1 protein-coding gene is annotated in these 1,374 nt (G+C 78.7%); it reads left to right on the forward strand.

Annotated elements, in window-relative coordinates; genetic code table 11:
- The coding region (locus tag AAHZ94_RS34145) for an alpha/beta hydrolase family protein (RefSeq protein WP_349997567.1) at nt 1-1,190 on the forward strand (1,190 nt) is incomplete at its 5' end.
- Nucleotides 1,191-1,374: the final 184 nt, after the last annotated feature.

Here is a 1,374-nt window from a genome sequence, read left to right on the forward strand (position 1 = left end):
CCCCCACCACCGCCCCCAACAACGCCCCCAACAACGCCCCCAACAAGGCCCCCAACAACGCCCCCAACAACCCACCCCGCAGCGCCAACATCACCCTGCGGCTGCCGGCGCCGAGCGGGCCGTACCCGGTCGGGGCCCGCGTGCTGCACCTGGTCGATCCGGGGCGCGCCGACCCGTGGCGGCCGGGCGTGCGCCGCGAGGTGATGGCGACCGTGTGGTACCCGGCCCGCGGTGGCGCCGGTCGGCCGCCGGTGCCGCAGATGACGGCGCGGGCGGCGGCCTCGTTCGCCGACTGGGCCCCGCGGCTGCACCCGGGGCTGCTGCCCGCGACGGGCGTGGACTGGGCCGGCACCCTCACACACGCCCGCCGGGACGCGCCGGTCAGGGCCGGTCGGCGGCGCCCCGTGCTGCTCTACACGCCGGGCGGCGGCGAACCCCGCACCCTCGGCACCTGCCTGGCAGAGGAGTTGGCCAGCCATGGGTCGATCGTGGTTACGATCGACCACCCCGGCGACGCCAGCGCGGTGGAGTTCCCGGACGGCACGCTCCGCGAGAGCGAGTTCCGGGGCGACCCGCGCGCCGATCCCGAGCTCTTCGCGGCCGTGATCGCGGTACGGATCGCCGACGTCCGCTTCGTCCTCGACCGGCTGCTGGCGGCGGCGGACGGAACCGCCCCGCGCGCGGGGCGGCGCGCCCTGCCCCGCGGCCTGGCCCGGGCGATCGACCCGCACCGGGTGGGCGTCTACGGCCACTCGGCGGGCGGCACCACCGCGGCGCAGGCGCTCTACGACGACCGGCGTATCGCGGCAGCGGTCAATCTGGAGGGACATCTGAGCCACCCCGGCACCCCGGCGGGCCACCCGGGGCCGCTCTTTCCGGTGGCCGCGTACGGCGTGGACCGGCCGCTGCTCCTGGTCGGCACGGACGGCTTCCGCGACGCCGAGTACGAGCGCTCCTGGTCGGCGATGCTCGCCCACCCGCGGGGCCGCACCACCTGGCGCCAACTCTCCGCCGCCCACCACGCCACGCTCACCGACCACGCGGCGCTGGCGCCCCAGTTGCAGCGCGCCGGGCTGATCACCGAGGCGCAGCGGAACGCGCTGGTCGGAGCCGCCCCGCCGACCCGTTCGATCCCGCTGCTGCGCCATCTGGTGCGGGGCTTCTTCGCCCGCCACCTGGGGGCGCGCTGACCCCGCGCGACAGCTCCAGGCAGTACCCGGCACGCCCCCAGCCGGCCCCTCGGCCGACCCCTACGGGCCGCGCCGCCGCGAGCCCCGTACCCCCCCCCGACGCGGGTACGGAGCCCCGCCGCGCGGGCCCCCCCGGCGCCCGGGGGAGGGGGGGGGGGGGCCGGGGGTCCCGCCCCCGCGGGGG

The sequence above is a fragment of the Streptomyces sp. HSW2009 genome (assembly GCF_040240285.1).
GTDB lineage: Bacteria > Actinomycetota > Actinomycetes > Streptomycetales > Streptomycetaceae > Streptomyces.